Origin of the sequence: Vibrio vulnificus NBRC 15645 = ATCC 27562 (assembly GCF_002224265.1) — a bacterium.
GTDB lineage: Bacteria > Pseudomonadota > Gammaproteobacteria > Enterobacterales > Vibrionaceae > Vibrio > Vibrio vulnificus.
The window spans coordinates 1,085,780-1,103,444 of sequence record NZ_CP012882.1 but is presented as its reverse complement, the minus strand read 5'-3'; the positions used below and the strand labels follow the sequence as shown (position 1 = coordinate 1,103,444).

Below are 17,665 nucleotides of genomic sequence, written 5' to 3'. Positions count from 1 at the left end.
GTTCATTGGGCGTTAACGCAGTTGAATGGTCATGTTTGGCCCGCTAGGCAGATCTTCTTCAAACCAACGCGCGGTCACCGTTTTGGTCTCGGTATAAAAACGCACCGCCTGCTTGCCGTAAGCATGCAAATCACCGTAAAAACTGCCACGCCAGCCGGTAAATGAGAAGAAAGGCAGTGGTACTGGGATTGGCACATTGATGCCCACTTGCCCCACTTGAATCTGATGTTGGAATTTTCTCGCCGCCGCGCCATTGGCGGTGAAAATCGAGGTGCCATTGCCATACGGATTGCGATTAATCAGTGCAATCGCCTCTTCCAAGCTATCCACTTCCAGACACACCAGCACCGGACCAAAGATCTCTTGCTGATAGATGCTCATCTCGGTGGTAACGCCACTAAACAACGTTGGGCCAACCCAGTTGCCGTTGGGGTATCCCGCGACTTGGCACTGACTGCCATCAAGCTCACACACCGCGCCTTGCGCTTTGCCTTCCGCAATCAAGCCCAATACTCGCTGCTTAGCGGCAGCGCTGATCAACGGTCCGTAACCGGCGTTGGCATCGTCCCACGCACCGGGTTTGACTTTGGCCAACTCAGCTTTGAGATCCGCCACCCAATGTTTGGCATCGCCGACCAACACCGCCACGGAGATCGCCATACAGCGTTGCCCTGCCGCCCCGACTGAGGCACCAACTAAGTTACTGAGCACTTGTGCTTTATTGGCGTCAGGCATCACCACCATATGGTTTTTCGCCCCAGCAAACGCCTGCACACGCTTGAAGTTTTGTGTGGCGGTTTGGTAGATGTATTGCGCGGTTGGCACCGAGCCAACAAACGAAACGGCGCGAACATCAGGATGCGTGAGAAGAAAGTCGACCTGCGCTTTACCCCCATGCACGATCTGCAACACCCCATCCGGCGCACCAGCGTCGGCAAACAGTTGCGCTAAGCGCACCGACGTCAGCGGCACCTGTTCAGAAGGTTTCAGTACAAACGTATTGCCACTGGCAATCGCAATTGGAAACATCCACAACGGGATCATGGCAGGAAAATTAAACGGCGTAATACCACAGCACACGCCCAACGGCTGGATGAGGGAGTAGCTGTCGATATCAGTGGCCACATTTTCCACCGTCTCTCCCATCATATTGCTGGCAATATTGACCGCTTGTTCCACCACTTCTATCCCTCGCCACACATCGCCTTTGGCATCGGCAAGGGTTTTGCCCGTTTCTTGAGAAAGCAATTGCGCCAGTGCCTCGTGGTTTTCTTTGAGCAAATGCTGATAACGCAACATCAATCTGGCCCGCTCTGAAACCGCGACCTCTTTCCATGATTGGAATGCTTCACTGGCAGAGGCAATTGCTCTGGTCATTTCTGCTGGCGTGGCGCAAGGAAGACGCGCAATCACCTCGCCGGTGGCGGGGTTGGTCACATCAATCCATTCGTTGCTCTGAGATTCAACAAACGAACCTTGGATAAAAAGAGGTACTGATTGGGTCATGTTGGCTTTCCTTCTCACTTTTTCATCGCTGCTTAGCGCTTTACTAAACCGGAATTTCGATGCCAATCGCGGTGGCCTCTCCGCCACCAATGCACAGTGCAGCCACACCTTTGACGCTGCGACGGCACTTAGCGTCACCATTGGTACCCAACGCTTGTAACTGACGCAAGCTGTGAATCAAAGTGACTAAAATTCGGGCACCACTGGCACCAATAGGGTGGCCTAACGCACAGGCGCCCCCTTTGATGTTGACTTTGTCTTCGGCCAAGCCGAGCTGCTGGATGGCAATTTGTGTCACGACGGCAAACGCTTCGTTGATCTCCCACAAATCCACCTCGTCGATTCCCCAATCGAGCTGGCTTAGCAGTTGCTCAATCGCGTAAACAGGCGCAACGGTAAACTCGGCAGGCAAGCGAGCATGGCTTGCGTGGCCGCGAATGATCGCCAGCGGTGTTAAGCCTTGCTTCTCGGCCCAATCACCATCGGCCAATATCAGCGCCGCTGCGCCATCCGCAATCGCGCTGGAATTGGCGGCCGTCACCGTACCGGCTTCGGCAAACGCGGGTTTTAGTTTGGGAATTTTGTCGAGCAGAATGGTGGTTGGATGCTCATCATGATCCAGCGTCATGCTGCTGCGCCCTTCGAGAAAAATTGGGGTAATTTCCTCTTTGAACTGCGCCTCTTGCTGCGCCTTAATCGCACGCTGAGCCGATTGAATGGCCCAAACATCCATCTGCTCTCTCGTGTAATTGAGTTTGTCAGCGATTTGCTGCGCATAAACGCCCATCAAATGACCGTCATAGGCATCTTGCAATCCATCCAGAAACATATGGTCGAAGGTGGTTTTATGCCCCATTCGCATACCGCTGCGCGACTCTTTCAATAGGTAAGGGGCGTTGGTCATACTCTCCATTCCCCCAGCAATCATGCAGCACTTATCACCCGCTTTGAGCTGATCATAGGCCAACATCACCGCTTTCATCCCAGAGCCACACACTTTATTGACTGTGGTACAAGGGGTGGAATAACCCAATTCGGCTTTCAGTGCCGCTTGCCGTGCAGGGGCTTGACCACACCCTGCGGGCAATACGCACCCCATATACACTTCATCCACTTGTTGCGCGGACAACGAAACGGCATCCATTGCCGCGTGAATCGCGACAGCGCCTAATTGTGGTGCACTCAGCACGGACAACGCCCCTTGGAATCGCCCTATCGGGGTACGTTTTGCTGCCACTATCCAAATCGATTTCGCCATATTTGCTCCCTGCCGCGAGAAACACGTTTTACTCAAATTCGCTCTGGCGGCTTTCTTGACGTTTACGTAAGCATAGCACTAACATTTACGTAAACGTAAAGAAGCTTTTTTTTAACATTGGCAAGTTTCATGAACACCTCGCGTGCCTACAGTGGCTCCTCAACATCGCGTAAATACCTCTAAGGGGGTCTGAAATGGAAACGTTTAAAATCAGCGAACTGGCAAAAGAGTTCGACATCACGACGCGCAGTATCCGTTTCTATGAAGACGTTGGCTTGTTGCAACCAGAGCGCAAAGGCAACACCCGAATCTATCAGCGCCGTGATAAAACGCGGCTGAAATTGATTTTGCGAGGGAAAAGACTCGGCTTTTCATTGGCGGAAATACGTGAACTGTTTGAACTGTATGATTTACGCCAAAGCGAAACTCAATTGGTCAAAATGCTCAATATTATTGATGAGAAACAAGCAATTTTGCAGCGTCAGCTCGATGACATTAGCGTGGTTATGAGCGAGCTTGATGCAGCCAAACAGCGCTGCCAACAAGCCCTGATTGAGATCGAGCAAAACGCTAAGCGGGCATGACGATATGCCCCAACCAAACAGAAATTAAGTTGTAGGAACGCCCACATGGCTGCTCAGGAGGCGCTATGAAAGATAGGTTTCAACCCCTCAATTTCGGACTTGGCGAAACCATCGATCTGCTCAGAGAGCAGGTCAATGCCTTTGCTAACGAACATATTGCGCCACTGGCGGCAGACATCGACCGCGCCAACCACTTCCCCGAGCATTTGTGGACTAAGCTGGGTGCAATGGGATTGCACGGCGTCACAGTCAGTGAAGAATATGGCGGCGCAGAGATGGGTTATCTCGCTCACGTCGTTGCGATGGAAGAGATCAGTCGCACCTCCGCTTCAGTCGCACTCAGCTACGGTGCCCACTCCAACTTGTGCATTAACCAAATCTACCGTAACGGCAACGCGCAGCAAAAAGCCAAATACCTTCCCGCATTGATCAGTGGCGAGCACATTGGCGCGCTCGCCATGAGCGAGGCCAACTCAGGCTCAGATGTGGTGAGCATGCAGTTGAAAGCAAAAGAGAAAGGCGATCATTTCGTGCTCAACGGCAGCAAAATGTGGATCACCAACGGTCCCGACGCGCACACATTGGTGGTGTACGCCAAAACCAATCCCAAAGCGGAGGCTCATGGCATTACTGCGTTTATTATTGAACGCGCTTTCCCGGGGTTTCACTCCGCTCAGAAGCTCGACAAATTGGGCATGCGCGGCTCAAACACCAGCGAATTGGTGTTTGAAGATTGCCTTGTTCCCAAAGAGAACGTGTTGGGTGAACTGAACCACGGCGTGCAGGTATTAATGAGTGGTTTAGACTACGAACGCGTGGTGTTGGCCGGAGGGCCTCTCGGTATTATGCGCAGCTGTTTGGATGCGGTGATTCCATATATTCACGATCGTAAGCAGTTTGGCCAGCCGATTGGCGAGTTCCAATTAGTGCAAGGCAAATTGGCGGACATGTATACCCAAATGAACGCGGCGCGCAGTTACGTCTATACCGTCGCGGCCGCATGCGATCGCGGAGAAGTGACACGCAAAGACGCTGCCGGCGTGATCCTGTACAGCGCCGAACTGGCCACTCGAATGGCGCTGGATGCCATTCAACTGCTTGGCGGCAATGGTTACGTCAACGAATTCCCCACCGGCCGCCTGCTGCGCGACGCCAAGCTGTACGAAATCGGCGCCGGGACTTCGGAAATCCGCCGCATGCTCATCGGCAGAGAGCTGTTTAACGAATCTCGCTAATTTCAGCGAGGCGAAGTGACGCCCGCTAAGGAAAGAAGATGGCTGTTTTACCAACCAAAGCTCGCAAAGAAGATGCGCTCTACCAGTCGAACTACAAAACCCTTGCCGAGCTTGTGCATCGGATGAAGGCGAATATCAATTTAGTGAAGCAAGGAGGGGGCAGCAAAGCGCAGCAGCGTCAGCGAGAAAAAGGCAAGTTACCGGTTCGTGAGCGGATCGTAACGCTGCTTGACGAGAACACCTCACTACTTGAAATCGGCCAATTTGCCGCGTGGAATGTCTATGACGAACCCATCGCCTGTGCGGGCGTGGTGGCGGGCATTGGTCAGATTCAGGGCATCGAATGCATGGTGATCGCCAACGATCCATCGGTCAAAGGCGGCACCTATTTCCCACTCACGGTAAAAAAACACCTCCGAGCGCAAGAGATCGCGATGAAATGTCAGCTGCCTTGCGTCTATCTGGTGGACTCCGGCGGGGCGAACCTGCCTCACCAAGCGGAAGTCTTTCCCGACAAAGATCACTTTGGGCGAATTTTCTACAATCAAGCTCGCATGTCGGCCGCTGGCATTCCTCAAATTGCCGTTGTCCTTGGCCCATGCACCGCGGGTGGCGCTTACATTCCCGCCATGGCCGATGTGTCCATCATTGTTCGCCAACAAGGCACGATATTTTTAGGTGGCCCACCGCTGGTCAAAGCCGCAACAGGTGAAATTGTCAGCGAAGAAGAGCTGGGCGGCGCAGACGTGCATTGCAAAAAATCGGGCGTGGCGGATTATTACGCGCTGGATGAGCTACACGCCCTGCAACTGGCTCGCCAAGCCATCGAGAGTTGCAACGCCCCCTCTCTACCACGCGCGCCGAAACCCGCTCTTGAACCACGTTACCCTGCCGATGAGATCTACGGCATCGTCAATGCGAACTTGCGGCTCTCCTTTGATGTTCGTGAAGTGATTGCCAGAATGGTTGATGACTCCGACTTTGACGAATTTAAAGCGATGTACGGTCCTTCTTTAGTGTGTGGTTTTGCGAACTTACTGGGTTTCCCGATCGGAATTGTGGCCAACAACGGCATTCTTTTCTCTGAATCGGCGCAAAAAGGCGCACATTTCATCGAATTGTGCGCAAAACGCAAAATTCCACTACTCTTTTTACAGAACATCACTGGCTTTATGGTGGGAAAAAAAGTCGAAGCAGAGGGCATTGCGAAGCACGGTGCCAAACTCGTGATGGCGGTGGCGTGCGCCGATGTGCCTAAGTTTACCGTGATCATCGGTGGCTCCTATGGTGCAGGCAATTACGGCATGTGTGGTAGGGCTTATGACCCCACTATGTTGTGGATGTGGCCCAACGCCCGTATTTCAGTCATGGGCGGCGAGCAAGCGGCAGGGGTGCTCACACAAGTGCGTCGTGACGTAAAAGCACGCCAAGGGGAACACTGGCCAGAGCAAGATGAACACGATTATCGTCAGTCGATTCTTGAACTCTACGAAAGCCAAGGTAATCCCTATTACGCCAGTGCGCGATTGTGGGATGACGGCATCATCGATCCCGTCGAGACTCGCGCCATCGTTGGTCGTGCATTACGCGCAAGCTTGAATGCGCCGATTGGTGACAGTGAGTTTGGTATTTTCCGCATGTAAATAGTAACAAATTGGAGAGTTAACCCATGGTTAGTCAGGCGTTATTGGCCAGTATGGATGAGCAAGGGGTTGCCACGTTAACCCTTAATCGGCTTGAAAAGCACAATGCCTTTGATGCCGAGCTAATCCGCGCATTGATTGAAGCTCTGGAGACCTTCGCTTCAAACGCTCAATTGCGGGTTTTGATTCTCAACGCCAACGGGCCACACTTTTCAGCAGGAGCCGATCTCAACTGGATGCGTGCCATGGCAGAGCAAAACGAAGCAACTAATCTTGAAGATGCAAAACGCTTGGCCAAGTTGATGCAAACCCTCGACCACTTCCCTGCTCCTACCATCGCCAGTGTTCAAGGTGCGGCTTTTGGTGGTGCGCTTGGGTTGATTTGTTGTTGCGATATCGCCATCGCCACCGCGGAAAGCCGCTTCTGTTTGAGTGAAGTAAAATTGGGGTTGATTCCTGCCACCATTGGGCCGTATGTCTGCCGAAGTTTGGGACAACGACATGCTCGACGTTACATGATCAGTGCCGAAACCTTTGATGCCCATAACGCATTGGAAATGGGCTTGGTACACATTGTGGTCAACGACGAGACACAACTGCCCCAGACCACACAATCGATGGCACATCGCCTTTTGCACAACAGTCCAAAAGCCATGCTGCAAGTCAAACAGCTCTGCCAAGATTGCGCATCCATGTCCATCGAATCGGCGTTAATCGACAAAACCAGTGCTATGATCGCCAATATTCGTTGCAGTGAAGAAGGCCAAGAAGGGCTCAATGCATTTTTCAGCAAAAGGTTACCCAGTTGGTGTCCGGCCAAAAGGGAGCTTGAATGAGCCGCTTCTCTGCAGAGAACCTAACCCTGCCCAAAGACGTCACGATTGTTGAAGTCGGCCCTCGTGACGGCTTACAAAACGAGCACGCTGTTTCCACCGACACTAAGGTGGCGCTGATCAACGCCCTATCCCAAACCGGATTAACACGCATCGAAGCGGGCGCGTTTGTTTCTGCGAAACGTGTGCCACAAATGGCAGATTCTCTCGCCGTGTTTGATCAAATTCACCGCAACCTAGGAGTTCAATACAGTGCTCTCACGCCTAACTTGCAGGGTTTTCAAGCCGCTGTCTCAGCCCAAGTGGATCACGTCGCCATCTTCGCCTCTTGCAGTGAAGGGTTTAGCCAGCACAATATTCATTGCTCCATTGCCGAAAGTCTCGCGCGCTTTCAACCTGTAGTAACACAAGCCAAGCAGCTCAACATCCCCGTGCGGGGTTATCTTTCTACCGTCATTGATTGCCCTTACGATGGCGCAACCGCGCCCAGCCAAGTGGCTTCGATTGCTTCTGCGCTATATCAGTTGGGCTGCTTTGAGATCTCACTTGGCGATACCGTTGGCACAGGCACGCCACGTAAAGTCGCCACCATGCTCGATGCAGTCATGAAACAAGTGCCATGTGAACACCTCGCCGTGCATTTTCACGATACCTACGGCCAAGCGATTGCCAATATCTATCAATCGCTACTGATGGGCATCAATACGGTAGACAGCAGTGTGGCAGGCCTCGGTGGATGCCCTTATGCACCGGGGGCATCGGGTAATGTCGCCAGTGAAGATGTGGTCTATCTGTGTCAAGGATTGGGCGTTGAAACCGGTGTCGATCTTGATTTACTCATCCAAACTGGTTGGCAAATCAGCCGGCAGCTCAACAAGCAACCGAACTCAAAAGTCTCATTCGCCAGAAAGCCTTAGCCCGGAAAGCCCTAAGCCAGCAGAGTACAAGCGCTTTAGAGAATGGTTCCTATCACGCAAAATATCACCTATTAAAAAACCACCATCAATAGGCAATACTTTTCAAATAACGCCTTTGTTCCCCTAGGTAAAATAGAAAACGCCTATCAATAGAATAGCCACAAGCAATTTTCCTTTCATGGGTCAGAATGGGAATATACCTCCCGAAGGCAAGCGATGCCAAACCTAACAAACTTAAAGGAAATCAAGAATATGATTAACACTACTATCAAACCATTTAGCGCAACAGCATACAAAGATGGCAAATTCGTTGACATCACTGAACAAGACGTATTGGGCAAATGGTCGGTATTTTTCTTCTACCCAGCGGACTTCACTTTCGTATGTCCGACTGAGCTTGGTGACCTAGCAGACCACTACGAAGAGCTTCAATCTCGCGGTGTTGAAGTGTACTCAGTGTCAACTGACACACATTTCACTCACAAAGCGTGGCACGACAGCTCTGACACTATCGGCAAAATCAAATATTTCATGGTAGGCGACCAAACCGGCAACATCACCAACAACTTTGGTGTAATGCGCCCAGGTCAAGGTCTTGCAGACCGTGCAACCTTCGTTATCGACCCACAAGGTGTTATCCAAGCGGTTGAAATTACAGCAGAAGGTATCGGCCGTGACGCAGAAGATCTACTACGCAAAATCAAAGCAGCTCAGTACGTTGCTGCACACCCAGGCGAAGTATGTCCTGCTAAATGGAAAGAAGGCGAACAAACTCTAGCACCTTCACTAGACCTAGTTGGCAAAATCTAACCATTTGCGTTGATTACCCCTTAAGTTAAAGAGTGGGCCGGGCGTTTTACTTGACGACCTAAATGCTCGGTCCGCTCTCCCCTGATATCCAGAGTGACCGCTCTCCAATTTAAAAAAACTATAAAGGTATTCGAGTATGCTAGACCAAGCGATCAAGCAACAGTTAACCCAGTATCTAACAAATCTAAAACAAGACGTCCGTTTAGTGGTCAGCCTAGATGACAGTAAAGGCTCACAAGATATTCTGGCACTCGCCAATGAAATCGCAGAGCTAAGCCCGCTGATCTCTGTCGTCCGTGATGATGCTGCGAGCACACGCAAGCCCGTTATGACGGTGACTAACCCAGAGAAAAGCACTGCGCTTCGCTTTGCAGGTTTGCCAATGGGTCATGAGTTCACCTCTTTGGTTCTTGCGCTGCTGCATTCAGGTGGTCATCCGATCAAACTGGATGCAGAAACCATCGAACAGATTGCACAGCTAGACAAAGAATTGGATGTGGAAGTCTTTATTTCCCTTTCTTGTCAAAACTGTCCGGATGTGGTGCAAGCGTTCAACATGATGGCGGCGATTAACCCAAAAATTCGCGCAACCATGATTGATGGTGCACTGTTCCAAAAAGAAGTGAAGCAGCGTGACATCCTCGCGGTGCCGAGCGTCTTTGTGAATGGTGAGTTGTTTGGTCAAGGCCGCATGTCATTGACAGAAATTCTTAACAAATTGGACGATGGCGCTGCAGAAAAAGCGGCGGCAAGCCTTAATGAAAAAGATCCGTATGACGTTCTCGTTGTCGGGGGTGGCCCTGCAGGTGCAGCCGCCGCGATTTACGCAGCGCGTAAAGGCATTCGCACCGGTATTGTTGCTCAGCGTTTGGGTGGTCAGGTGATGGATACCATGGCGATTGAAAACTTTATTTCAGTCAAACACACGGAAGGTCCAAAACTGGCGGCTAACCTTGGTGAGCACTTAAAAGAATACGGTGTTGATATCATCACAGAGCAGCAAGCAGAAAAGCTGATGGGCGCGCAATACACTGAAGATGGCAAAATTCATGTCAATCTACAAAGTGGCGCAACGCTTAAAAGTAACAGCGTTATCCTCAGCCCTGGTGCTCGTTGGCGTGAAATGAACGTTCCTGGTGAACAAGAGTATCGCAATAAAGGCGTGGCGTACTGCCCACACTGTGATGGCCCGTTGTTCAAAGGCAAGAAAACAGCTGTTATTGGTGGTGGTAACTCCGGCATCGAAGCGGCCATTGACCTTGCAGGTATCGTAGAACATGTGACGGTTTTAGAGTTTGCTGACACATTGCGCGCTGACCAAGTGCTGATCAACAAAGCAAATTCACTGCCTAACGTCGATATCATCACCATGGCTCAAACCACTGAAGTGGTTGGTGATGGTAAACGTGTGACTGGCTTGAAATACAAAGATCGCAACACTGATGAGATCAAGCAGTTAGATCTTGCTGGTATCTTTGTTCAAATTGGTCTTGTGCCGAATACCGAGTGGCTAAAAGATTCTGACGTTGAGCTTTCTGCTCGCGGCGAAATCGAGATCGGTAGCCGTGGTGAAACTAGCCTGGAAGGTGTATTTGCGGCTGGTGATGCGACAACCGTGCCTTACAAGCAAATCATTATTGCCATGGGCGAAGGGGCAAAAGCGAGCTTGGGCGCCTTTGATTACTTGATTCGTAAGCAAGGCTAAAACCCGCTATCAAAGACTTGTCACAAAAGAGAGAGGTTTAAAAGCCTCTCTCTTTTATTTTTTAATCATGGTAAAAAATAATTTGCTTAAAAACAAAATAAAGCTATCTAATAAATAAAAAGTGTGTATAGTAATCATCAGCTCTTACCAAATGAGCTATTCATGATAGATTTAGTTCAAGTTCAATCTCAGTTATCTTTCGATACCCTTCGTTTAGCCTCTGCGACAGCTTTTCCTTTATACCCATAATAGCTTTTGTTATCAGCAATTAATTAATCGAAAAATTTAATACTTAGAGGTATCTATGTCTAATAAAGTAACTGGTTCTGTAAAATGGTTTAACGAAACGAAAGGTTTCGGTTTTATTTCTCAAGACAACGGTGGTAACGATGTGTTTGTTCACTTCAACTCTATCGTTTCAACAGGTTTTAAAACTTTGGCAGAAGGCCAACGCGTAACATTTGAAGTTGAACAGGGCAAAAAAGGCCCACAAGCTGCAAACGTAACTGCGCTATAATTTTAATGGCGTGGTCACCACGGCCACGCCATCTCCTGCTCTGCCCCATCGTATAATCCATTTAAAATCAATCACCTTCATCAAACACCTCTGACCTGTTTGTCGACAGTTTTAAAGACTTTTTGTTGCCAACAGAATAGGAGTAGACACAACTGTGTCATATTGGTTTTGTATATTCATTTAATCAAATTCATCGGAGGACTTATGTCTCGTAGAACAACTCGCCAACGTCATTGGTATCAACTATTACGTGAAAAACACTTAAAGGAAGAAAATTTAAAGCATGTTCAAAATAAACTTTAATATTTACAAAGATAATTTAAATTGGTCAGCAGAAATACATCAACTTAACAGTGATATATTAACGCGACATGTTGCACTCAAAACTCAGCTCGGCGTTTTCGATTTAAACTTTGATTTTTGTGAAAAATCGAACCAAGGCAGTATTTTTTCACTCAGTGGAAATAAAATAGGTGCATTCTCGGTCTTTTAGGTGTATTTCATCAATAGATAACATCAAAGAAAAACACTGGAAGAGAGCGAAAATGGATAAGAAAAAAGAAAAAACCAGCAAGAAAGAGACATTGGATGCTGACGAGAAAAAACCGCTCACGCAACACCAAACTCGAAAGCGAATCGAAGACATTTTGGAACAGAAAGAATTCGAGAAACAGTATGCGCTTTAAGTGTTCCAGTTACCAACCATGCCCTGCGATGCACAACTCTGATTGGTAACTGGATTGTTCAACTTGCTCTAGCTGTTAATCTACCGTTGAAATCCTACAACGCACCGTAAACCAAGTAACCGTTATAAACCACATAGCAACCTAATAGCACCGCGCCTTCCATTCGGGTGATGGTCTGTTTTTTACCAAAGCGCACTGCGGTCACTAGTAAAAGCAGCGTAACAAACAGCATGGTTGACCAATCTCGCCAAAACACTTCTAAACCAATATTTTCGATTGGCTCAATACTGGCTGCGATGCCCACCACTGCCAATGAGTTAAACATGTTTGAGCCGACAACGTTGCCCACGGCAATATCATGTTCCCCTTTTCTTGCTGCCACAATCGATGCGGCGAGCTCTGGCAACGATGTTCCCAATGCCACAATAGTTAAGCCAATCAGTAGGTCACTAATACCCAGCTGCTGAGCAATGTTCACCGCGCCCCACACCAGCATTCTTGAGCTGACGATCAGTAGAACTAAACCGGCAATCAACCAAAAAATAGCCATCCCTTTGGAAAGCTGCGGTACGTCGAGTTCTTGCTCAAATTCCGTGGCTAGAGTGTCTTTTTTCGCCCTCATGGCACTCCAGATAGACCAACCGATCACAGCAAAGAAACCCGCCAGCAACACAAACGCTTCCATCAAGCTAATGGTTTGGTTCCACAGCATGCCCCCTAGTAATAGGGTAATGAGCAGTAACAACGGAATCTCTTTACGAATGATGTTGGAATGCACCACAATCGGTGCAATCAGCGCTGTGGTACCAAGAATCAAGCTGATATTGACGATGTTTGAGCCCAACGCGTTACCCAACGCCAATGCAGGATTACCATCCAATGCCGCCATCGCCGAGACCACCATTTCTGGCGCTGAAGTACCAAAACCAACCACCAGCATACCGATCAGTAACGCTGGCATTCCCGCGTATTTGGCACTCGCAGCGGCCCCTTCGACAAATTTATCCGCGCTCCAAACCAGAAGCGCAAAACCTAAAATAATTGCAACAATTGCCAGTAACATGTTTGTATCCTGAAAAGAAAATCACTTTATGAGTAAAATTGATAAACGTGTAATGGCAGTTCAGAGAAGTAGTGTAGAAATGAAGGGAATCTTACGTCTGTTCTCCGATACCAAGTACATGTAATAACGCATGCCTACTCGTATCTCGGGTAGGCTTTAACCGAAGCAAAGTTTGAAATGCTACCCAAATTCAAACTTTGCTTAAGTCTTGCCAGAACAGATGAACGTGAATACCACAAGCGTTAAGCTCGGAGACTGTTGATATTCACTCCTCAAACCATGAGGAAGGCTACTCCCTTAAGCGGCGCTATTCTATTACCAAATCACGAGAAAAGAAAACAAATTGATCGTCATGAGATCAAACACCAATTTAAAAACTAGACGACTGGTCTAATATAATTTATAGTGCCGCTCATGAATACGAAAACCAATGACACTCGCCAACACATTCTTGACGTTGGCTATCAACTCGTCGTCAACCAGGGCTTTACTGCCGTGGGATTGTCGCAATTGTTGAAAGAAGCAGGCGTGCCGAAAGGCTCGTTTTATCACTACTTCAAGTCGAAAGAGCAATTTGGCCAAGCATTGATTGAAGATTATTTTCAACAATACCTTGCTCGCTTAGAGGCACATTTTAACCAGCGAAATGACTCTGGCTTTGACAACCTTGTCTCGTATTTTTCTCGTTGGCTTTCGATTGAAAATGGCGTGTGTAATGCCAACCGCTGTCTTGTGGTAAAGCTCAGTGCAGAGGTATCGGACCTCTCTGAAGCGATGCGGAATACCCTTTCGCAAGGTGCACAACGCATTATTCTGGCGTTGGCAAGCGCAGTACAAACTGGCATTGATGATGGTTCGATCACGGTAAACAATGCCACGGCTACCGCACAGCAGCTTTACCAACAATGGCTAGGTGCCAGCTTGTTGAACAAGTTAATGCAAGATCAAACGCATTTAGAGCAGTGCTTAGTCAGCACCAAACAGATACTCAAAGGGTAACGTTCAAATACGTTACAGACACCCCGCCTTACTGGCGGGATTTTTTGAAACAAACACTAGACGACCGGTCTAATAAAGGAAGAATAGATGACTCAACCTACAAACCGTCAAATCGTACTCGCGTCTCGCCCAGTTGGGGCACCAACCGCTGAAAACTTTGCGCTTAAACAGAGTGACATCCCAACGCCAGCCCAAGGTGAAATGTTGCTACGTTCTGTTTATTTGTCACTCGATCCCTATATGCGTGGCCGCATGAGCGATGCCAAATCGTACGCCGAACCCGTTGGCATCGATGAGGTCATGGTTGGTGGCACGGTTTGCCAAGTAGAAGTATCCAACCACGCCGAGTTTGAAGTGGGTGAATGGGTATTGGCTTACACTGGTTGGCAAGATTACACGATCTCCAACGGCGAAGGCTTGATCAAACTAGGCAAACAGCCTAGCCACCCTTCTTATGCACTTGGTGTAATGGGCATGCCTGGATTTACGGCCTATATGGGGCTATTGGATATTGGCCAGCCAAAAGAAGGTGACACATTGGTGGTTGCCGCAGCCACAGGTGCGGTCGGCTCTATGGTGGGACAAATTGGCAAACTTAAAGGCTGTCGCGTCATTGGTATCGCCGGTGGCGAAGAAAAATGCCAATTTGCTAAAGAAACACTGGGCTTTGATGAATGTATCGACCACAAAGCGACTGACTTTGCTGAGCAATTAGCGAAAGTTTGCCACAACGGAATCGACATTTATTTTGAAAACGTCGGCGGAAAAGTCTTTGATGCTGTGATGCCTTTGCTTAATACCGGCGCGCGTATTCCACTGTGTGGTTTGATTTCCCAATACAACGCCACTTCACTGCCAGAAGGTCCAGATCGCATGTCTATGCTGATGGCGCAACTGTTGATCAAACGCATCAAGATGCAAGGTTTCATCATCTTTGATGATTACGGCCATCGCTATGGCGAGTTTGCTGCTGATATGAGCCAATGGCTAGCACAAGGAAAAATTCACTATCGTGAACATCTTGTCCAAGGGCTGGAAAACGCGCCTGACGCCTTTATTGGCCTGCTTGAAGGGAAAAACTTCGGCAAAATGGTCGTCCAAACCAATCAACCACGCTAGGAGCTAGGTATGATAACTCTACATCATCTCAACAAATCCCGTTCAAAGCGTATCATTTGGTTGTTGGAGGAGCTGGGCGTTGATTATCACGTTGTCGCTTACCAGCGCGACAGTGTGACCTTTTTAGCGCCACCAGAACTGAAAGCGATCCACCCACTAGGCAAATCACCGGTCATCGAAGCCGATGGCAAAGTGATTGCCGAGTCCGGTGCGATCACCGAATACTTGATTGCCAAATACGCACCGCAGCGATTGGCCCCAGCCCAAGAGAGCGATGAGTACGTGGAATATCTGCAATGGCTGCATTTTGCGGAAAGCTCCGGCATTTTGCCTCTGCTGCTTAAAGTCTTTTTAATCAAAGATGGCACACAAACGCAGTTTCTTGCTCAGTACGCAGATGCGGAGATCAACAAAGTGGTGGGTTATCTCGACCAAAGCTTGCAAGGCAAAAACTACCTTGTTGGTGAGGCACTCTCTGGCGCCGACATCATGAACTCGTTCATTGTCGAGATTGTGCAGCAATTTGGTTTGCTTGAGCAGTATCCGAACCTTGCCCGTTACGCGGATACACTCGCCAGTCACCCAAGCTTTGTTAAAGCGCAAGCGCTGGAACAACAATACAATTAATCCCTTTTAAACACTGCCTTTGCCAGCCGATGATACGGCTGGCCTTTTTATTGCTCCAATGCGAATAAAAAACCTATTTTCGCGATGATTTAACACAAACCCCAATCCATTCTGTATAGTAGCGACCAAAGAAATTAACTCGAAAATGAGGAAGTAATGAGAACAACATTATTGGCCCTGCTAAGCGTACTCACCCTTTCAGCCTGCAGTGAAGTAGGCAGTGAAAGCTGGTGCAACAACATGCGCGATAAGCCTAAAAGCGAATGGAATGGACAAAACACGCTAGACTTTGCCAAACACTGCCTACTCAACAACGAGATTGGTAGCAAGAGCTGGTGTGAAGATATGGATGAGAAATCCAAAGGCGATTGGACCGCTAAAGAAGCCACCTCTTACGCTAAATATTGCGTACTTTAGTTTTTAAGTATCAGAGCCTTCTTTGGCTCTGATTTACTTTGATTCTCAAATCCCTCTCTTATCTTCAATGTGACTCTTTTCACGCTTTCTCTCCAACTTCACTGTTTCTAGGAATTTTTCCTAGGCGATCTAAGCCCTCCTCTCATGTGGTTTGCTCTTTCGCTCTCTAGAATCGTCGCCAGTTAATGACAAAAGTTCACCTGTGTACGACACAATGACAAGAGAGTTCACAATGTTAAAATTCCTTGAACAAGTGCGGAAGCCGACCCTCGACCTTCCAGTCGAAGTAAGACGTAAAATGTGGTTTAAGCCGTTTATCCAATCTTACCTTGTGGTATTTATTGGTTACTTGACCATGTATTTGATCCGTAAAAACTTCAACGTCGCGCAAAACGACATGATCTCCACTTACGGTTTAAGCATGACCGATTTGGGCCTGATTGGTCTTGGTTTTTCGATTACTTACGGTATCGGTAAAACCGTCGTTTCCTACTACGCTGACGGCAAAAACACCAAGCAGTTTCTCCCTTTCATGCTGATCCTTTCTGGTCTTGCCATGCTTGGTTTCAGCTTCAGCATGGGTGGCGGCAGTGCCAGCTTGTTCTTGATGGTGGCGTTCTACGCACTCAGTGGTTTCTTCCAAAGTACAGGTGGCCCTTCTAGTTACTCAACCATCACGAAGTGGACACCACGCAACAAACGTGGTTCTTACCTAGGTCTGTGGAACATGTCGCACAACGTGGGTGGTGCCGGTGCGGCTGGTGTTGCCCTGTTCGGTGCTAACTACCTGTTCGATGGCCACGTCATTGGTATGTTTGTCTTCCCTTCTATCATCGCCATCATCGTTGGTTTCATCGGCATGCGCTTTGGTAGTGATTCACCAGAGGCTTATGGCCTAGGTAAAGTTGAAGAACTTTTTGATGAAGCCGTCAGCGAAGAAGATACTGCGGCGGAAGAAAATCAAATGACCAAAAAAGAGATCTTTGTTGAGTATGTACTGAAAAACAAAGTGATCTGGCTACTTTGCTTTGCCAACATCTTCCTTTACATCGTGCGTATCGGTATCGACCAATGGTCAACGGTTTACGCTTACCAAGAACTTGGTCTATCAAAAGAAGCGGCAATCTCTGGTTTTACCCTATTCGAAGTGGGCGCACTCGTCGGTACGCTAATGTGGGGTTACCTTTCTGACTTGGCGAACGGTCGTCGTGCTTTAGTAGCGTGTGTGTCTCTTGCATTGATCATCGTATCCCTTGAGTTCTACCAACACGCGACAAGCGAGTTCATGTACCTAGCATCGCTATTTGTTCTTGGTTTCCTCGTGTTTGGTCCTCAACTGCTTATCGGTGTTGCTGCGGTTGGCTTTGTTCCGAAGAAAGCCATCAGTGTGGCGGATGGCGTAAAAGGCACCTTCGCTTACCTAATCGGTGACAGCTTTGCCAAGCTTGGTCTCGGCATGATTGCAGACGGTACTCCTATCTTCGGTTTGACCGGCTGGAAAGGCACCTTCGCGGCACTGGATACCTCAGCGATGATTTGTATTGTCCTTCTTGCCTTCGTTGCTATCGCAGAAGAGAAAAAGATTCGACATAACAAGAAGAAACTTGAACTCGCGGCCAGCCAGTCTTAATTCATCAGCGCGCTTTGTCCTGCAAAGCGCGCTAGATCATTAAAACCAAGGTGTCGATTTAGTATCATAGTCCGTTTTTACTTGAGCTCGTATGAGCTCGCTGTCGTTTGTGTATT

17 protein-coding genes are annotated in these 17,665 nt (G+C 48.6%); 14 read left to right on the top strand and 3 right to left on the bottom strand.

The window, feature by feature from the left end:
• Nucleotides 1-12: 12 nt before the first annotated feature.
• Both AOT11_RS20560 and AOT11_RS20555 read right to left on the bottom strand, forming a co-directional pair.
• A complete protein-coding gene (locus tag AOT11_RS20560; protein WP_026050810.1) occupies nt 13-1,506 on the bottom strand; it encodes a CoA-acylating methylmalonate-semialdehyde dehydrogenase in 1,494 nt (497 codons plus the stop codon).
• 43 nt (nt 1,507-1,549) lie between these two features.
• Nucleotides 1,550-2,764, bottom strand: coding sequence for a thiolase family protein (locus tag AOT11_RS20555; RefSeq protein ID WP_026050809.1), 1,215 nt, complete (start codon nt 2,762-2,764; stop codon nt 1,550-1,552).
• Nucleotides 2,765-2,958: 194 nt separating this feature from the next.
• On the opposite strand from AOT11_RS20555, the gene AOT11_RS20550 reads away from it, so the two are divergent.
• The 9 genes from AOT11_RS20550 to AOT11_RS23645 all read left to right on the top strand — a co-directional run bounded on the left by AOT11_RS20550 (nt 2,959) and on the right by AOT11_RS23645 (nt 11,694).
• The gene (locus AOT11_RS20550) at nt 2,959-3,348 is read left to right on the top strand and encodes a MerR family transcriptional regulator (protein ID WP_015728056.1); all 390 of its coding nucleotides are present in this window, start codon (nt 2,959-2,961) and stop codon (nt 3,346-3,348) included.
• Nucleotides 3,349-3,413: 65 nt separating this feature from the next.
• A complete protein-coding gene (locus AOT11_RS20545) occupies nt 3,414-4,583 on the top strand; it encodes an isovaleryl-CoA dehydrogenase (protein ID WP_017422677.1) in 1,170 nt (389 codons plus the stop codon).
• 38 nt (nt 4,584-4,621) lie between these two features.
• Nucleotides 4,622-6,226, top strand: coding sequence for a carboxyl transferase domain-containing protein (locus AOT11_RS20540; protein ID WP_017422676.1), 1,605 nt, complete (start codon nt 4,622-4,624; stop codon nt 6,224-6,226).
• 26 nt (nt 6,227-6,252) lie between these two features.
• Complete coding sequence (locus AOT11_RS20535) at nt 6,253-7,062, top strand: enoyl-CoA hydratase-related protein (RefSeq protein WP_017422675.1); 810 nt, start codon at nt 6,253-6,255, stop codon at nt 7,060-7,062.
• The gene (locus AOT11_RS20530) at nt 7,059-7,976 is read left to right on the top strand and encodes a hydroxymethylglutaryl-CoA lyase (RefSeq protein ID WP_017422674.1); all 918 of its coding nucleotides are present in this window, start codon (nt 7,059-7,061) and stop codon (nt 7,974-7,976) included. Before AOT11_RS20535 ends, AOT11_RS20530 begins: the two co-directional genes overlap by 4 nt.
• Nucleotides 7,977-8,228: 252 nt before the next feature.
• The gene (ahpC, locus tag AOT11_RS20525; protein WP_011081451.1) at nt 8,229-8,786 is read left to right on the top strand and encodes an alkyl hydroperoxide reductase subunit C; all 558 of its coding nucleotides are present in this window, start codon (nt 8,229-8,231) and stop codon (nt 8,784-8,786) included.
• A 136-nt stretch (nt 8,787-8,922) separates the two neighbouring features.
• Nucleotides 8,923-10,491 carry an alkyl hydroperoxide reductase subunit F gene (ahpF, locus tag AOT11_RS20520; RefSeq protein WP_017422672.1) on the top strand — a complete coding sequence of 523 codons (1,569 nt, stop codon included), beginning with the start codon at nt 8,923-8,925 and terminating at the stop codon, nt 10,489-10,491.
• Nucleotides 10,492-10,795: 304 nt separating this feature from the next.
• Nucleotides 10,796-11,008: a transcription antiterminator/RNA stability regulator CspE gene (gene cspE, locus AOT11_RS20515; protein WP_011081453.1), complete on the top strand. Its 213-nt coding sequence runs from the start codon at nt 10,796-10,798 to the stop codon at nt 11,006-11,008.
• A 545-nt stretch (nt 11,009-11,553) separates the two neighbouring features.
• Nucleotides 11,554-11,694: a hypothetical protein gene (locus tag AOT11_RS23645; protein WP_017422670.1), complete on the top strand. Its 141-nt coding sequence runs from the start codon at nt 11,554-11,556 to the stop codon at nt 11,692-11,694.
• A gap of 94 nt (nt 11,695-11,788) precedes the next feature.
• Here the strand turns inward: AOT11_RS23645 and AOT11_RS20505 are convergent, their stop codons facing one another.
• The gene (locus tag AOT11_RS20505; RefSeq protein WP_017422669.1) at nt 11,789-12,757 is read right to left on the bottom strand and encodes a calcium/sodium antiporter; all 969 of its coding nucleotides are present in this window, start codon (nt 12,755-12,757) and stop codon (nt 11,789-11,791) included.
• Nucleotides 12,758-13,171: 414 nt separating this feature from the next.
• Here AOT11_RS20505 and AOT11_RS20500 point away from each other — a divergent pair, with 414 nt between their 5' ends.
• From AOT11_RS20500 to uhpT, 5 genes are all read left to right on the top strand, one after another.
• Nucleotides 13,172-13,756 carry a TetR/AcrR family transcriptional regulator gene (locus AOT11_RS20500; RefSeq protein ID WP_017422668.1) on the top strand — a complete coding sequence of 195 codons (585 nt, stop codon included), beginning with the start codon at nt 13,172-13,174 and terminating at the stop codon, nt 13,754-13,756.
• Between the two features lie 87 nt (nt 13,757-13,843).
• A complete protein-coding gene (locus AOT11_RS20495; protein WP_017422667.1) occupies nt 13,844-14,875 on the top strand; it encodes an NADP-dependent oxidoreductase in 1,032 nt (343 codons plus the stop codon).
• A gap of 9 nt (nt 14,876-14,884) precedes the next feature.
• Nucleotides 14,885-15,502 carry a glutathione S-transferase family protein gene (locus AOT11_RS20490; RefSeq protein WP_017422666.1) on the top strand — a complete coding sequence of 206 codons (618 nt, stop codon included), beginning with the start codon at nt 14,885-14,887 and terminating at the stop codon, nt 15,500-15,502.
• Between the two features lie 156 nt (nt 15,503-15,658).
• On the top strand, nt 15,659-15,919 hold the full coding sequence (locus tag AOT11_RS20485) for a DUF3012 domain-containing protein (protein ID WP_017422665.1): 261 nt from the start codon (nt 15,659-15,661) through the stop codon (nt 15,917-15,919).
• Between the two features lie 232 nt (nt 15,920-16,151).
• Nucleotides 16,152-17,549 carry a hexose-6-phosphate:phosphate antiporter gene (uhpT, locus tag AOT11_RS20480; protein ID WP_011152339.1) on the top strand — a complete coding sequence of 466 codons (1,398 nt, stop codon included), beginning with the start codon at nt 16,152-16,154 and terminating at the stop codon, nt 17,547-17,549.
• The last annotated feature ends 116 nt before the right edge of the window (nt 17,550-17,665 follow it).